Here is a 15,359-nt window from a genome sequence, read left to right on the forward strand (position 1 = left end):
TTTACTTTCTTTTATTAGCTTTGTGCAAATATGCTGTCCAAAAAAACAAAGTATGCCATTAAAGCGCTTGTTGCGCTTGGTAAAAATTTAGATAAACCACCTATGCAAATTTCAAAAATTGCAGAGGAGGAGCATATCCCGAAAAAATTCTTAGAGCAAATCCTGCTCGATTTACGTAACGCTGGTTTTTTATACAGTAAAAAAGGCGCAGGCGGTGGTTATAGCTTAAACAAAAAGCCCGAAGAGATTTTATTGGTACACGTAATGCGTGTAACTGATGGTCCTATTGCCATGGTGCCTTGTGCAAGTTTAAATTTTTATCACAAATGTGATGAATGTGTTGACGAGAAAACCTGCGGAATCAGAAGTGCCTTTATTGATGTTAGAGATGCTACGCTTAAGGTTTTAACCGAAACGAGCATAGCAGATGTAATTGGCCGTGAGGATAACCTGAAAATCGGGGTTATTAATTTATAATATTTATTTTTCGCCACCAAGTCCGTCATGCTGAATTTATTTCAGCATCTATTAGGATATGTCTTAAACCTCGCAGGTTTTAAAATATTAATCCCAAATTCATTTATTGAGTTTGGGATTTTTTTTGGAAATGAAAGTTCAGTTTTTCATAGGGGTTTTCAGTCCCGCTTTCCGTTTGTAGTGCCGGCTTGAAGCCGGCAGCTACCACTGCAATCGGGTTTATTTAACAGCGGTAGTAGCAAGATCGGGAGTTCAGACCTCACAGGTTTTTAAAACCCGCGAGGTCTTAATTCGCGTTAGCGCCTAATCAGTTGGCAATTTTGGATTTTCAGTTATTAATATGAAATTAAGTTACAGGTTGACAGTTAGCTATTTATTAACCAGCCATTCAAAACAGATCCTGAAAGAAGTTCAGGATGACGTTTAGAAGGAGGGTGCCTGCCAGGTTTAACAGGATTTCGTAAAATTTTTCATAATAAATTACGACTATTCCTATATACTTTATATATTTGGCGTATGAATTTCAATTTTATACCTAATCAATTAATCGCTATGCAAATAATGTGTTGTTGTAAAACGCAGTAATAGGAGCCTACAGATAATTTTAAGTATAAAATATGGAATGCTTCTCGGTAACAGGGAAGCATTTTTAGAATAAAGCTAACAACACATATGCAAAGTTTCAGAACAGAACTCGAAAACCCGATTGTCGAGCAGGACATTATCGATTTGGAGAATAAAATTAAAGCTTTTAGAGATGGAACCATCCACGACGAAAAGTTTAGAAGCCTCCGTTTAGCACGCGGTGTTTACGGTCAAAGACAGCCTGGAGTACAAATGGTGCGTATTAAATTGCCTTTTGGTAAGGTAACTTTTAAGCAGTTGTTACGTATTGCCGATATTGCTGATGAGTATGGAAGCGGGAATTTACACTTAACTACCCGTCAGGATATTCAGATTCACTATGTAAGTTTAGATCGCACACCAGAACTTTGGGCTAAATTAGAGCAGGATGATATTACGCTTCGCGAGGCTTGTGGAAATACGGTACGTAATGTAACCGCTTCTCCAAATGCTGGAATTGATGCAGAAGAACCTTTTGATGTTTCGCCTTATGCGCAGGCCGTATTTGCTTACTTTTTGCGTAACCCAATCTGTCAGGAAATGGGTAGAAAGATTAAAATTTCATTTTCTTCGAGTGATAGAGATACCGCGTTTAGCTATATTCACGATTTAGGTTTTATTCCTAAAATTAACGAAAATGGCGAACGTGGGTTTAAAGTTTTATTTGCAGGTGGTTTAGGTGCGCAGCCGTTTTTAGCCAATGCGGTACATGAGTTTTTACCTGAAGACCAGTTAATTCCATTTACTGAATCGGTTCTTCGTGTATTCGACCGTTATGGCGAACGCACCAACCGTAACAAAGCGCGTTTAAAATATTTAGTTCAGAAATTAGGTTTAGAAGAAGTTTTGCGTTTGGTTGCTGAAGAGCGCATTGCCAACAAAGTAAAAACCTTTAAAATAGATATTAATACGGTACCTCAGCCACTCTTGCCTTTAGAACAGGAGTACCCTGCGGTAGAAATATTAAATGAAGCCCATTACAAACACTGGTTAGCGACCAATGTAATTGAGCAGAAACAAGCCGGCTTTTATGGCGTTTATGTAAAAGTTCAGGTAGGCGATATTAAAACTGATAAAGCGCGTGCTTTTGTTGATGCCATCAGACTTTATGTGGCTGATGAAATCAGGATTACGCAAAACCAGGGCTTATTATTAAAGTTTGTACGTAAGGAAGCATTGCCTTCATTATATTCAGCTTTAAATAAAATTGGTTTTACTACAGCAGGCTTTGATAGTTTAGCTGATATTACCACCTGTCCTGGTACCGATACCTGTAATTTGGGTATTTCCAATTCAATGACCCTGGCTGAGGTTTTGGAAGAGGTGATTTATACCGATTTCCCTGAGTTTATTTACGAGAAAAACATCAAAATCAAAATCAGTGGATGTATGAACTCTTGCGGTCAGCATGGTTTAGCTGAAATTGGTTTCCACGGAAGTTCGGTAAAAGCTGAAGGAAAAGTTGTTCCGGCAGTTCAGGTGATGTTGGGTGGTGGTACAGTAGGTAATGGTGTGGGCAGAGTAGCAGAACGTGTAATTAAAGTGCCTTCAAAAAGAGCAACCAGTGTTTTACATTTCATTTTAAATGATTTTAAAGCCAATAACCTGGAAGAGGAGAACTTTCACCAATATTATGATAGAAAAGGTAAAGACCATTTTTATCAGTTGTTAAAGCCACTGGCCGATTTAACCAATCTTAAAACAGAAGAATTTGTAGATTGGGGACACGTAGAAGAGTTTGTAACTGCAATTGGTGTAGGCGAGTGTGCCGGTGTGGTAATTGACTTAGTCGCTACCTTATTGTTAGAGGCCGATGAAAAATTCGATTGGGCGAAACAAAACCTGGAGAAAGCTGCTTATGCCGATGCCATTTATCATACTTACAGCACTTTTGTGAGCGCTGCCAAATCGTTATTGTTAGATAAAGGTGTAAATAGCAGCACACAGGTAGGTGTGATTCGCGAATTTGATAACCATTATGTAGAAACCGGAGAATTTAATTTATCGACCAATTTCTCTGACCTGGTTTTACAGATTAACAAAAACGAACCAACAGCCGAGTTTGCTCAGAAATATTTTGAAGAAGCAAAACAATTTTTAAATCAGATTAAGGAGAAAAGGGCCGTATTAGCGAAATGAGATTTGAAACAATAGATAGGAGATTGGAGAACTGCAGACGCTAAACGCCATGCGCCAAACAACTCTTCATCTAATGATTCAAAATTCAATAATTAAAAAGAAACATGGTTAATCAAAATAAAGAATCAAAAATAACCCTTTTAGGCGCTGGTCCTGGAGATCCTGATTTATTGACACTAAAAGGCGTAAAAGCATTGCAAACTGCTGATGTGGTTTTGTATGATGCCTTAACCAACGAAGCTTTATTAGAGCATGCTCCGGCAGAAGCCATTAAAGTTTATGTAGGGAAACGTTCAGGTGAGCATTCTTATCCTCAGGATACCATCAATAAATTAATGATTGATTATGCCTTAAACTACGGTCACGTGGTGCGTTTAAAAGGTGGCGATCCATTTGTTTTTGGCAGAGGTTACGAAGAATTGGATTATGCGGCATCGTATAGCATTCCGGTAAGTGTAATTCCGGGTATTTCGAGTTCTATCGGTGTACCAGGCTTGCAGCAGATTCCGGTTACACACCGTGGCATGAGCGAAAGTTTTTGGGTAATTACCGGAACAACCACTTCCGGAGAAGTTTCGGCTGATATTTACCAGGCCGCACATTCCAATGCCACTGTTGTGGTACTGATGGGACTTAAAAAGTTGCCAAAAATTGTAGAGATTTTTAAAGCCGCAGGCAAACATCATTTACCAACTGCAGTGGTTCAGAACGGATCGGCAGAAGATGAAAGATTAGTAGTTGGTGTGGTTGAAACTATAGAAGGCTTAGTGCAACAAGAAAATATTAAAGCACCCGCTTTATTAATTTTTGGAGAAGTTGTATCATTACATCCATCATTTAAGAAATTAATTAAACAATATGCAAGTATTGCCTAACCAACCTAATAATGCAGAATCTTTTTCGGAAGAAGAAAAAGGTAACCAGCTCTTTCCGGTTTTTGTAAAGCTGAACAAGCTGCGTACATTATTAATTGGTGCAGGAAATATTGGGCTGGAGAAGTTAACAGCGATTGTAAATAACAGTCAGCAGGCAACCATCACCATTGTTGCAGAATTAATATCGCCAGAAGTTTATGCCCTTATCGCCAATTATCCGCTGATAAAGGTGAAGCAAAAAAGTTTTGACGTAGATGATCTGAACGATATTGATATCGTTTTTGCGGCAACCAATAACAATATTTTAAATGAAGAGATCAGAAAGGTGACGCACGAGCGTGGCCTGTTGATCAATGTGGCCGATAAGCCAGAACTGTGCGATTTCTATTTAGGATCAATCGTTCAAAAAGGCGATTTAAAAATTGCCATTTCCACAAATGGAAAATCACCAACCATAGCCAAACGTTTAAAGCAGATTTTAAATGAAGGTTTGCCAGCTGAGCTTGATGAAACACTGCAGAACATGAGTGCTTTGCGTCAAACTTTAAATGGCGATTTTTCGGCAAAGGTTAAAAAACTCAATAAGGTTACCCAAAGTTTAATTAACCCTAAAAAAAGTTTTGCCGAACGGAACATTAAATGGTTAATCTGGGTGGCATCCGTTCTACTCATTGGTGCCATCGGCTTTTCTTTGTGGAATACGGAACCAGAATTTCAGGCATTTTTAATTAATATCGATCCATTATTCTATTGGTTTTTAGGTGCTGGATTTGTATTTGCCTTAATTGATGGTGCAATTGGAATGTCGTACGGTGTTACCACAGCATCTTTTTCGTTAGCGATGGGCTTACCACCGGCATCAGCAAGTATGGCCATTCACATTTCTGAAGTAATGAGTAATGGTATTGCAGGCTGGATGCACTACCGGATGGGTAACGTAAACTGGAAACTATTCAAAATTTTAATTATCCCTGCCATTATCGGGGCAGTTTTAGGGGCTTATATTCTGTCGTCATTAGAACATTACAGTGCTTACGTTAAACCGGTTGTTGCTGTTTATACCTTGGTTTTAGGGGCAATTATTTTAATGAAAGCCTTTAATATTAAAAGAAAAAAAGCACAGGATAAGATTAAGAAAATTGGCTTGTTAGGCTTTGTAGGCGGTTTTATCGATGCGGCCTTTGGTGGTGGCTGGGGTTCAATCGTATTATCGAGTTTAATTGCAGGCGGCAGGCACCCATTATTTTCATTGGGTACGGTAAAAATAAGCCGCTTTTTTATTGCCACGCTGAGTTCGCTTACCTTTTTTACCATGTTAGGTGGCAAACACTGGGAAGCTGTTTTGGGCTTAATTATTGGTAGCGCAATTGCATCGCCAATCGCCGCAAAAGTATCGAACAAAATTTCGGCAAAAACGATTATGGTTGCTGTGGGGATTATTGTGATGATTGTAAGCTTGCGCAGTGTGATTATGTTTATTTTAAAATTAATTTAGTGATGGAGAACCTAGAGGAGATAAAAGCAGAACTGGCAGGTTTAAGTACAATTGATAAACTGAAATTTTTGGCAGCTAAATATGCCGACCGCATTATATTTTCGACCAGTTTTGGTTGGGAAGATCAGGCGATTACACATTTAATTTTTGCCAATAATATTCCGATTAAGGTTTTTACTTTAGAAACCGGACGTTTGTTCCCGGAAACGTATTACGTTTGGAACCGGACCTTAGAAATTTATAATAAACCCATTTATGCCTATTATCCGCAAAACGAGCTGTTGCAGGATATGGTAAATACAAAAGGTCCGAGTAGTTTTTACGAATCGGTAGAAAACAGAAAAGAATGCTGTTATATCCGTAAAATCGAACCTTTAAAAAGAGCATTAAAAGGTAATGAAATCTGGGTGACCGGAATCAGGGCCGATCAAAGTGCCAATCGTGAAGATATGCACGATTTAGAATGGGACGAAGGAAACCAACTGGTTAAATTTCATCCTATTTTCGATTGGACTTTAGATGATGTGAAAGCCTACATTAAAGAAAACAACATTGTTTACAATACCCTGCATGATAAGGGTTTCCCTAGTATCGGTTGTGCCCCATGTACCAGAGCAGTACAGCCAGGCGAAGATTTTAGGGCCGGAAGATGGTGGTGGGAAGACCAGAGTAAAAAAGAATGCGGTTTGCACGCTACTTAAGGTATAAGGCGGAGGGCTAAAAGGTGGAAGGTTTATACTCCTTACTCGACGAAACGTTGGAATATTTCAACGTTCAAACCTTTCAACTTTACAACAATTTTAACAACAACAACACAACAAATATAACAAGTTGAATAATGAAGCCATTGAGCATTTAATCATTCAACATTTAAACATTCCAACATTTGCAATGAGTACATATAATTTCGATTATTTAGATGAACTAGAGGCCGAAGCCATTCACATTTTACGTGAAGTAGCGGGCCAGTTTGAAAAGCCAGCCTTATTATTTTCGGGTGGAAAAGATTCAATTACTTTGGTTCGTTTGGCAGAAAAAGCTTTCCGTCCGGGGAAATTTCCTTTTCCTTTAGTACATATTGATACAGGCCATAATTTTGAAGAAACCATTACTTACCGCGATCAGATGGTAGAGCGGATTGGTGAAAAATTAATCATCGGATCTGTGCAGGAATCAATAGATCAGGGTAAAGTGGTAGAGCAAACCGGTAAAAATGCGAGTAGAAATGCTTTACAGACGGTAACCTTACTCGATACTATCGCGAAATACCAGTTCGATGCCTGCATCGGTGGTGCACGTAGAGATGAGGAAAAAGCAAGGGCAAAAGAACGTATTTTCTCTGTTCGTGATGAATTTGGCCAATGGGATCCCAAACGTCAGCGTCCTGAACTTTGGAACATTTACAACGGTAAAATCCACAAGGGAGAAAACATCCGTGTATTCCCGATCAGTAACTGGACAGAATTAGATGTTTGGAATTATATCCGCAGAGAGAAAATAGATTTGCCAAGTATTTATTTCTCACATGAACGCGATTGTATCACCAGAAACGGACAGTTGATGGCCGCTTCGCCATTTTTAAATATGGATGATGAAGATGTGGTAGAACGCAAACAAGTTCGTTTCCGTACCGTGGGCGATATGTCTTGTACCGCTGCAGTAGAATCGGATGCCACTTTGATTGATGATATTATTTCTGAAATCAGCGCTTCTAAAATTTCAGAGCGTGGTGCCCGTATGGATGATAAAGTTTCTGAAGCCGCAATGGAAGACAGAAAAAAAGGGGGATATTTTTAGTCCAGAGTCCTAAGTCAATAGTCTTTAGTCTGTGGCTCATCATTTAGGCCATCAACTAAAAAACTATTAACCATCAACCAAAACATTAAAATATTTCAACATTAAAACATTTCAACAATCGTGAACATATTAAAATTTTTCACAGCAGGCAGTGTAGATGATGGTAAAAGTACCTTAATCGGCCGTTTGTTATACGATACAGATTCTATTTTGGCCGATCAGTTAGAAGCTTTACAGAGCTCTAACCGCAAAAATGATGACGGCACAATAGATTTAGCCATTTTAACCGATGGTTTAAGGGCAGAGCGCGAGCAGGGCATTACCATTGATGTAGCCTATAAGTACTTTCAGACCGAAAAACGCAAATTTATTATTGCCGATACTCCTGGTCATATTCAATATACAAGAAACATGGTTACAGGCGCTTCTACAGCCAACCTCGCCATTATCTTAATCGATGCCCGTAACGGCGTGGTAGAACAAACCATCCGTCACTCCTATATTGTTTCCTTATTGGGTATTAAACATGTAGTGGTTTGTATCAACAAAATGGATATGGTTGATTATAGCGAGACCGTTTATAGCGCAATTATAGAAAAGTACAAGGTTTTGGCGCAGCAGTTAAAGCTGGCAGATGTAACCTATATTCCGGTTAGTGCCTTAAAAGGCGACAACATCGTGCAAAATTCAGGTAATATGGATTGGTACGAAGGAGAGAGTTTGTTACACTTCTTAGAAAAAGTTGATACCGATAACTTAGATAAATCGCAATTGGCCCGTATGCCAGTGCAGTGGGTGGTGCGTCCGCAAACTGAAGAATTACACGATTACCGCGGTTATGCAGGTAGGGTATTAAGTGGTACCTTTAACTTAAATGATAAGGTTACGGTATTGCCTAGTGGTGCGAGCTCTACAGTGGAGAAGATTGAATTTTTTGATCAAACCCCAGATGCCGCTCATGCTGGCCAATCGGTAATTATCCACCTAAAAGATGATGTAGACATTAGCCGTGGCGATACCATTGTAAATGCTTCGGCATTACCGCAAGAATCGAAGCTGATTGAAGCAGATCTTTGCTGGATGGATGGCCGTGCATTAGATACCTCCATCATGTACAATATTCAGCATAACAGTAAAATTACCCGCTGTAAAATCAGTGAAATTTTGCATAAGGTTGATATCAATACGCTTGAAAAACATGCTGCTGATGAATTTAAATTGAATGATATTGGTCGTGTAATTATTAAAACTGCTGATGCTTTGGCCTTCGATTTATACGATGATAACCGGGCAAATGGTTCAGCCATTTTGGTAGATACGCGTACGAACTTAACCGTTGGTGCTTTAATGTTCAGGGCAGCAGTAGAGTAGAAAAGTAGGGAATGTAAAATGGAAGATGTTGGATGGAAAATGATCAATAACCAATTTTCAATCCTCAATGGCTGTAGCTTTATCGCATATCGCTAAAATCTTAATATTTTAATTCCTTAATGCTAGAAGAATGGATGATATAAGCGGTGAGATGGAAATGAAGAATACTTGATTTCAACTCACTGATCCTAAAATCCTATGTGTGATGGAAGATGTAATCCAGTAGAACCACAACCAAATATAATAATGAAGACTTTAGGTTTTTAATCTAAAGGGAAAGCAATTTCAGCGGGGCACCATCAGGCAGCCCCGTTTTTCGTTTACGCGCTTTTTAAATATTTTAAATTTAAGCCCTTTAATTTTTTTTATATCTTAGTTTAAATCCCTCAGATAATTTTCCGAATAAACCTAAAACTATGCACGCTGGAAAGAAATATACCTTTTTCGAATTTATTGTATGGACCCGACGAGATATTTATCGTTTAACCATTCTCGCCATTATTCCAACTGTTCTTTATCATTTCTGTAAGTTCACTTTTCTCTCCATTTCCTGGGTTCCGGTGGCACTTTTAGGTACTGCTGTTTCCTTTATCATAAGCTTTAAAAATAATGCCAGTTACGCACGTCTTTGGGAAGCCAGGCAGATTTATGGTGGAATTATCAATGCGAGTCGTGCTTTTGGGGTCATGGTACGCGATTACCTGGCCAATCAGGATAAAAAGACAGACGTTCAGGTTATTTTTTATCGCCATTTCGCCTGGTTAACCGCACTTCGGTTTCAGCTAAGAGAGCCGAGGGCCTGGGAAAACTCGAACGATCCCCGCAATATTGAATATGCCAGACTATATCATGTTTCCGAAAAAACGGAGAAGTTAGAAGATATCTTGTCGAAATATCTTTCAGCAGATGAGTTGAAATACATTTTAACCAAGAAAAATAAATCTACTCAATTAATGGCTCTACAATCTAGCCATATCAATAAATTGGCTGCTGCAGGGAGCTTATCCGACTTGCAATTACAATCTTTGCAAAGTTCGGTTACCAGTTTTTACGATAACCAGGGCAAAGCCGAAAGAATTAAAAATTTCCCTTACCCACGCCACTTTTCATCAATAGCAACCATTATGTTAAACTTATTTGTATTTTTAGTGCCCTATGGCTTATTAAACGAGTTTAACAAACTGGGGAATGGTACTTTAATTGAGGGTTATTCCATTTGGTTAAATATTCCATTCGCCATTTTACTCACCTGGGTGTTTAACTCGCTGGATATTGTTGGCGAAAGTTCTACCAACCCTTTTGAAGGAAGTGCCAACGATGTGCCAATTAGCAATATCTCGCGGACAATAGAAATAGATATGAGGGATATGCTTGATGAAACTGATCTGCCGCCGGTACTAACCCCCGAAAATAGTATTCTGATGTAAAATTGCATTATGGAAATGATGTGAAATAATCATCGTATTTGTATATTGAAGTAGAAAACAATAAACGACAAATACCATGAAAAGAAATATCCTTTACCTTGCCCTGGCAGCAATCCCTTTTGCGTATGCCTGTACCCAAAATAATAAAACAGCCACTGGCGCTAAAACCAAAACCGATTCTTTGGTTACTGAGAACTGTTATGCTGCGGCCTTTGAAAAAGACAGTGCTGCCATGAATGTGAAAATATTGGCCTCTGGTAAAGTTACAGGCTCATTATTGATTAACTACGGAGAGAAACCCCATAACAATGGCACCATTGATGGGAAATTTAATGGTGATACTTTATTGGTCGATTACCGCTTTAAAACCGGTGAAGATACCGTAAGCGTTTATACCAATCCATTGGCATTTTTAAAGAAAGATGGAAAACTCATTATGGGCGTAGGGCAAATTGAAACCACGCTCGGAAGGTCGTATTTTGTTAAAGATAAACCTATTAATTTCGAAGCCGGTAAATTTATTTTTCAAGGTGTAGATTGTAAGTAAAACTTAATTCTGAGCTAAAAAGAAAACTACTGGTCTTAGCGTCTCGCTAAGACCACGTTCGTTTTAACGTGTTTGTTTTTGCCACGGAGGCACAGAAAACACGGAATCTCCAATCAGTTGGTCATCCTGAACCGAGTCGAAGGATCTTTGAAGTAGATCTTATGTGTCAGCATAAAGATTATCCATGCTACTGGTCTTAGCGTCTCGCTAAGACCATGTTCATGTTCGTTTTGCCACGGAGGCACAGAAAACACGGAATCTCCAATCAGTTGGTCGTCCTGAGCGGAGTCGAAGGATCTTTTGAAATAGATCTTCTGTGTCAGAATAAAGATTCTTCATCGCCGCTACTGGTCTTAGCGTCTCGCTAAGACCATGTCCGTTCGTTTTTACCGTGTTCGTTTTTTAGCCACGGAGGCACAGAAAATACGGAATCTCCAATTAGTTGGTCGTCCTGAGCCGTGTCGAAGGATCTTTAAAGTAGATATTATGTGTCAGCATAAAGATTATCCACCGCGTTCAGAAAGATAAATCCTTCATTAACAGTTAAAATCATCAAAATCGACACCTGCTGAAAAATGAAATAAAAATATTTTAAAATAAATTACTACTATTCCCATAGACTTTATATATTTGTGTAATTAACAAACGTATAACGAGCTTAAATTATCTGTTATGATTTTGAATAAAGTAGAAAAAGCGAACATTGAACCAAGAATTACTTTAATAGGTGCAGGTCCTGGCGATCCGGATTTATTTAGTTTAAAAGGTGTTAAAGCATTAAAAACAGCTGATGTTGTTTTGTATGATGCAAATGTGAACGAAGCTTTATTATGTCATGCACCAGATGGTATTCCAAAAGTTTACGTGGGTAAACGTTCAGATGATGAATCGTTTTCGCAGGATGCAGTAAACAAACTGATTGTTGATTATGCTTTAAACTACGGCCACGTGGTACGTTTAAAAAGCGGCGATCCGTTTTTCTTCGCCAAAGGATACGAAGAAATAGATGCTGCAGAATCGTACAGTATCCCTACTGAAATTATTCCGGGTATTTCGAGTGCAACGGGTGCGCCAAGTTTGCAAAAGATCCCAATGATTTATAAAGATTTGAGCGAAAGTTTTTGGGCAGTAACCGGAACAAACTCAAAAGGAGAAATTTCTGAAGATTTATATATCGCAGCAAAAACCAAAGCGACTATTGTGGTATTAAACGGAATTGAAAAAGTAAAAGAAATTGCAGCCATATTCCAGGCAGAAAATAAAAACCTTTTGCCAGTAGCAGTCATTCAAAATGGTTCTACCTCAGAAGAAAAAATTGCAGTTGGGATTGTTGATACCATTGCCGAGATTGTTGAAGATAAAAGAATTACGGCACCAGCGTTATTGGTTTTTGGAGATGTAGTTTCCTTACACCCGCAATTTCAGCCGATCCGCGATTTCTACGAGATTATCGCCGAAGAATATTAAGATATTTTTTAAACCAAAAATATATTTGTTTTGTTGTTAAAACCGCTTAAGGATTTAAGCGGTTTTTTTGCGTTTGGTAGAGTCGCTGTTGATGTCAAAAAATCCAGGTATAGATAAGCCCTTATTAACCGTATTATCTGTTCTATTTTAAGATGGATAGCCTTGTTGAAATGGTTAAATAAGCCCTATATAGGGGGATTTAACGGTTTAAAACGATTAACTAAAAATTTAATTATCATTATTTGCAAAATTCAAAACAATTAGTAACTTACTTAGGTTATCTAGACCAAATATTTGATGGAAATTATACATATAAGTGCTGAGTGTTACCCTGCAGCAAAAGTTGGAGGTTTAGCCGATGTAGTAGGAGCCTTACCAAAGTACCAAAATAAATTAGGCCACATTGCCAAGGTGGTAATACCAGCTTACGATACAAAATTTATCCGTGAAAGTGAATTTGAAGTGACTTATGATGCCTGGGCAAATTACGGAAACAATCATTTTCAATACCGCATATTAAAAGAAAAAACCAATAAACTTGGTTTCGATTTATACATTGTTCATATCCAGGGTTTAACGGATCGCCCGGGCGTATATGGATATCACGATGATACCGAAAGATTTGTCGCTTTCCAGATTGCCACACTCGATTGGATTGTACAATGGGAACATCGTCCGGATGTAATTCATTGTCACGATCACCATACAGGTTTAATCCCTTTTATGGTTTCAAATTGTGTAAAATATAAGCCAATAAGTGGCATTCCGACGGTTTTAACCATTCACAATGCACAATACCAGGGTCAGTTTGGCTGGGATAAATTATACTACATACCAGCATTCGATTTATGGAAAGGTGGTTTACTGGGCTGGGAAGATGCCATTAACCCTTTAGCATCGGCCATTAAATGTGCCTGGAGGGTAACCACCGTATCGCCAAGTTACCTGGATGAGATGATGAACAATGCACGTGGATTGGAAAGTTTGTTAAGGCAGGAGCGATGGAAATCATTAGGAATATTAAATGGAATCGATAGCGAGGTTTGGAATCCCGAAACCGATCCGATGCTGAATAAAGGTTATAACTTAAAAACAGTTGAAGCAGGCAAACTGGCAAACAAAACAGCACTCTGTGATGTTTTTCAATTGGATGCGTCTAAGCCCCTGTTTACTTTCATCGGCAGGCTGGTTGATGAAAAAGGAGCCGATTTATTGCCCGATATTTTTTATACCGCTTTACAACAACATGGTGATAACATCAATATTCTGGTGTTGGGATCAGGAGACAATTGGGTGGAAGGCCGGTTAAATCAATTGAAAGGTATTTTTACAGGTAAATACAATGCTTATATTGGCTACAACGAGCAGGTTTCGCACGAGATGTATGCTGGAGCAGATTTTCTGATTATGCCATCAAGAGTTGAACCTTGTGGTTTAAATCAGCTTTATGCATTAAGGTATGGAACGGTTCCTATTGTGCGCCGTATTGGAGGATTGAAAGATACAGTAATTGATATAGGCGATAAAGGCTTTGGGATTTGCCACGATCAAACCAGTATTTGGGATGTCACCCACGCCATTAACCGTGCTGTTGAATTATATAATGATAAAAAAGCTTTTAAAGCAGTTAGAAAAACAATGATGAAAATAGACCATTCGTGGGATAAGGCAGCATTGAATTATATTGAATTATATCAAATATTAAAATAAGCTTAAACTATGACCGACAAAGTTTTAGGCGTTATCCTTGGCGGTGGCCAGGGCTCTAGATTATCGCCACTAACACAAACACGTTCTAAACCGGCAGTTCCGATTGCTGGTAAATACAGATTGGTAGACATCCCGATTTCAAACTGCCTAAATTCTGGTATTCATCGAATGTTTGTGTTAACCCAGTTTAATTCAGCATCCCTAAACAAACACATTAAAAACACGTATCACTTTAGCCATTTTAGTACGGCCTTTGTTGATATTTTGGCGGCTGAACAAACTGTACAAAACTCAGGTTGGTTTCAGGGTACAGCAGATGCAGTCCGTCAGTGTATGCATCACATTGTTTCGCACGAGTTCGATTACATCTTAATCTTATCGGGCGATCAGTTGTATCAGATGGACTTTAAAGATATGATCGAAAAACATATCGAAGCCAATGCAGAAATTACCATTGCAACTATTCCGGTAACGGCAAAAGATGCAACTGATTTTGGTATTTTAAAGGCTGATGATGAAAACATGATCACTTCTTTTATCGAAAAACCTAAAACGGGTTTAGAAGATTGGATTTCGGATACGGGTGAAGAAATGCAGGGCGAGGGACGTAATTTCTTAGCTTCAATGGGAATTTACGTATTCAACCGCGAGTACCTGATCAATATCTTAAATGAGAACGAAGAGGAGAAAGATTTTGGTAAAGAAATTTTGCCTAGAGCAATTTCTCAGAGCAGGGTTTTAAGCTATCAGTACGAAGGTTACTGGACTGATATTGGAAATATTTCATCTTTCTTTGAGGCCAATTTAGGCTTAACGGATGAAATTCCTAAATTTAATATGTTCGATAGTAACCATGCTATTTTTACAAGAGCGAGGATGTTACCGCCATCGAAAATTTCGGGTACCACTTTGGATAAAACCATTATTGCCGAGGGCTGTATTATTCAGGCCAGTAAAGTAGAACATGCGGTTTTAGGGATCAGATCAAGAATTGGAAAAGATACCGTAATTACCAATGCCTACATAATGGGTAGCGATCGGTACCAAACACTGGAAGAAATTCAGGATGAAACCAGTAAAGGGCATTCATTAATCGGTATCGGAGACCGCTGTCATATTAACAACGCGATTATCGATAAAAACTGTCGCATCGGGAACGATGTAAAAATTAATGGCGGCGACCATTTAGAAGATGGCGACTTCGAACTTTATGCCGTTAAAGATGGCATAGTGGTCATTAAAAAAGGAGCAGTAGTGCCTAGCGGTACTGTGATTTAAAATAATCATTATTCATTAACCAGAAGCCAGTCGCGATTTCGTGGCTGGCTTTTTATTTGGACGAACCCTTGTTTATAAACCTGATAAAGCGGAAAGCCCGGAGCGAGGAACGAGTGAGGACTCTGATAAATTTTTAGTTTTATTTGGAAGGC

General features: G+C 38.7%; 12 protein-coding genes. All 12 read left to right on the plus strand.

Translation table 11 applies throughout. From position 1 onward, the window contains the following. Positions 1 to 30 precede the first annotated feature (30 nt). The 12 genes from AC04QZ_RS18390 to AC04QZ_RS18445 all read left to right on the plus strand — a co-directional run bounded on the left by AC04QZ_RS18390 (position 31) and on the right by AC04QZ_RS18445 (position 15,207). Positions 31 to 477, plus strand: a complete 447-nt coding sequence (locus tag AC04QZ_RS18390; RefSeq protein ID WP_086545362.1) for an RrF2 family transcriptional regulator — start codon at positions 31 to 33, stop codon at positions 475 to 477. 672 nt (positions 478 to 1,149) lie between these two features. Continuing rightward, entirely contained in the window at positions 1,150 to 3,240 is a 2,091-nt protein-coding gene (locus AC04QZ_RS18395; RefSeq protein WP_086545363.1) for a HEPN domain-containing protein, read from the plus strand. A gap of 104 nt (positions 3,241 to 3,344) precedes the next feature. Continuing rightward, positions 3,345 to 4,115, plus strand: a complete 771-nt coding sequence (gene cobA / locus AC04QZ_RS18400; RefSeq protein WP_086545364.1) for a uroporphyrinogen-III C-methyltransferase — start codon at positions 3,345 to 3,347, stop codon at positions 4,113 to 4,115. Beyond that, entirely contained in the window at positions 4,099 to 5,610 is a 1,512-nt protein-coding gene (locus tag AC04QZ_RS18405) for a TSUP family transporter (protein WP_086545365.1), read from the plus strand. Before cobA (AC04QZ_RS18400) ends, AC04QZ_RS18405 begins: the two co-directional genes overlap by 17 nt. Positions 5,611 to 5,612: 2 nt before the next feature. Beyond that, positions 5,613 to 6,311, plus strand: a complete 699-nt coding sequence (locus AC04QZ_RS18410) for a phosphoadenylyl-sulfate reductase (RefSeq protein ID WP_086545366.1) — start codon at positions 5,613 to 5,615, stop codon at positions 6,309 to 6,311. 190 nt (positions 6,312 to 6,501) lie between these two features. After that, on the plus strand, positions 6,502 to 7,407 hold the full coding sequence (cysD, locus tag AC04QZ_RS18415; RefSeq protein WP_057932867.1) for a sulfate adenylyltransferase subunit CysD: 906 nt from the start codon (positions 6,502 to 6,504) through the stop codon (positions 7,405 to 7,407). Between the two features lie 120 nt (positions 7,408 to 7,527). Beyond that, positions 7,528 to 8,778: a sulfate adenylyltransferase subunit 1 gene (locus tag AC04QZ_RS18420; RefSeq protein WP_086545367.1), complete on the plus strand. Its 1,251-nt coding sequence runs from the start codon at positions 7,528 to 7,530 to the stop codon at positions 8,776 to 8,778. 416 nt (positions 8,779 to 9,194) lie between these two features. Continuing rightward, on the plus strand, positions 9,195 to 10,205 hold the full coding sequence (locus AC04QZ_RS18425) for a bestrophin family protein (RefSeq protein WP_478358948.1): 1,011 nt from the start codon (positions 9,195 to 9,197) through the stop codon (positions 10,203 to 10,205). 76 nt (positions 10,206 to 10,281) lie between these two features. Next, complete coding sequence (locus AC04QZ_RS18430) at positions 10,282 to 10,752, plus strand: hypothetical protein (RefSeq protein ID WP_478358949.1); 471 nt, start codon at positions 10,282 to 10,284, stop codon at positions 10,750 to 10,752. Positions 10,753 to 11,424: 672 nt separating this feature from the next. Beyond that, on the plus strand, positions 11,425 to 12,219 hold the full coding sequence (cobA, locus tag AC04QZ_RS18435) for a uroporphyrinogen-III C-methyltransferase (protein ID WP_086545369.1): 795 nt from the start codon (positions 11,425 to 11,427) through the stop codon (positions 12,217 to 12,219). Between the two features lie 297 nt (positions 12,220 to 12,516). Next, positions 12,517 to 13,929 carry a glycogen synthase gene (locus tag AC04QZ_RS18440; RefSeq protein WP_478358950.1) on the plus strand — a complete coding sequence of 471 codons (1,413 nt, stop codon included), beginning with the start codon at positions 12,517 to 12,519 and terminating at the stop codon, positions 13,927 to 13,929. Positions 13,930 to 13,938: 9 nt separating this feature from the next. Continuing rightward, positions 13,939 to 15,207: a glucose-1-phosphate adenylyltransferase gene (locus AC04QZ_RS18445; RefSeq protein ID WP_086545371.1), complete on the plus strand. Its 1,269-nt coding sequence runs from the start codon at positions 13,939 to 13,941 to the stop codon at positions 15,205 to 15,207. The last annotated feature ends 152 nt before the right edge of the window (positions 15,208 to 15,359 follow it).

This window comes from Pedobacter folensis, assembly GCF_056490665.1.

Coding starts and splice junctions, on each gene's coding strand:
- AC04QZ_RS18430 (WP_478358949.1), top strand. CDS start 10,282: ATGAAAAGAAATATCCTTTACCTTGCCCTGGCAGCAATCCCTTTTGCG.
- cysD (WP_057932867.1), top strand. CDS start 6,502: ATGAGTACATATAATTTCGATTATTTAGATGAACTAGAGGCCGAAGCC.
- AC04QZ_RS18425 (WP_478358948.1), top strand. CDS start 9,195: ATGCACGCTGGAAAGAAATATACCTTTTTCGAATTTATTGTATGGACC.
- AC04QZ_RS18410 (WP_086545366.1), top strand. CDS start 5,613: ATGGAGAACCTAGAGGAGATAAAAGCAGAACTGGCAGGTTTAAGTACA.
- AC04QZ_RS18405 (WP_086545365.1), top strand. CDS start 4,099: ATGCAAGTATTGCCTAACCAACCTAATAATGCAGAATCTTTTTCGGAA.
- cobA (WP_086545364.1), top strand. CDS start 3,345: ATGGTTAATCAAAATAAAGAATCAAAAATAACCCTTTTAGGCGCTGGT.
- cobA (WP_086545369.1), top strand. CDS start 11,425: ATGATTTTGAATAAAGTAGAAAAAGCGAACATTGAACCAAGAATTACT.
- AC04QZ_RS18390 (WP_086545362.1), top strand. CDS start 31: ATGCTGTCCAAAAAAACAAAGTATGCCATTAAAGCGCTTGTTGCGCTT.
- AC04QZ_RS18445 (WP_086545371.1), top strand. CDS start 13,939: ATGACCGACAAAGTTTTAGGCGTTATCCTTGGCGGTGGCCAGGGCTCT.
- AC04QZ_RS18440 (WP_478358950.1), top strand. CDS start 12,517: ATGGAAATTATACATATAAGTGCTGAGTGTTACCCTGCAGCAAAAGTT.
- AC04QZ_RS18395 (WP_086545363.1), top strand. CDS start 1,150: ATGCAAAGTTTCAGAACAGAACTCGAAAACCCGATTGTCGAGCAGGAC.